This window comes from Mesorhizobium sp. M0815, from assembly GCF_040319995.1.
GTDB lineage: Bacteria > Pseudomonadota > Alphaproteobacteria > Rhizobiales > Rhizobiaceae > Mesorhizobium.
In genome coordinates this window covers 1-840 of record NZ_JAMYOU010000078.1, presented here as the reverse complement: position 1 = coordinate 840, position 840 = coordinate 1, and the positions used below count along the sequence as shown (strand labels likewise).

Sequence of the window (840 nt, the reverse complement as noted above, 5' to 3'; positions counted from 1 at the left end):
TAGGGTCAGGACTCATTGATCCAGAAGATGAAGGCTGCAGCGAATGCGATCGCCGACAGGAAGGTGTGAGCACATCGGTCGTATCTGGTGTGGATGCGTCGCCAGTCTTTGAGGCGTGCGAACATGTTCTCGATCCTGTGGCGTTGTCGGTATAGGACAGGATCGTAGCTGTGCTGAACACGATGCTTGGCATGGGGTGGGATGCATGGCGTGATACCGCGCTCGACGAGCGCCTGGCGGAAGGCCGCTGAACTGTAGGCCCGATCGGCGAGCAGGGCGTTGGCGGCGGGCAAATCCTCGATCACTGCCGCAGCAGTCTTGTGATCATTGGCCTGCCCTTCGCTCAGATGCAGCAGCCGCGGACGTCCCTTGCCGTCACAGACCACTTGCAGCTTGGTGGTCAGTCCGCCTCGGCTGCGTCCGATACATCGGGATAGAGCCCCTTTTTAAGGAGGCTGGCGGCAGTGCGATGCGCTTTGAGATGGGTGGCATCGATCATCAAATTGTCCGTTTCGCCGCCCTGCGCGGCCAGTTCCGCCAGGATGCGGTTGAACACACCCAGCCGACTCCAGCGGATGAAGCGGTTGTAGATGGTCTTGTGCGGACCGTAGTCGGAAGGGACATCTCGCCAGCGAAGACCATTGCGGATCACGAACAGGATGCCGCTCAGCACCCGGCGGTCATCTACACGCGGCACACCATGCGACAAAGGAAAATAGGGCTCGATCCGGCGCATCTGCTCCGGCGTCAACATCAGCAAATCACTCAAGGCGGCACCTCCTGCCACCTTGAATCACCCAACAGAGATCAACTCAACAAATTAATGGGTCCTGACCCTAG

1 protein-coding gene is annotated in these 840 nt (G+C 59.2%); it reads right to left on the bottom strand.

Annotation, left to right across the window (positions count from 1 at the left end; translation table 11 throughout):
- Positions 1–5 precede the first annotated feature (5 nt).
- Positions 6–769 (bottom strand): IS5 family transposase gene (locus NKI01_RS30810; protein WP_352503950.1). Its coding sequence is split into 2 segments (ribosomal slippage): positions 6–430 and positions 430–769, totalling 765 coding nucleotides; the frame shifts between segments, so codons are not numbered across the junction.
- Between the last annotated feature and the right edge of the window lie 71 nt (positions 770–840).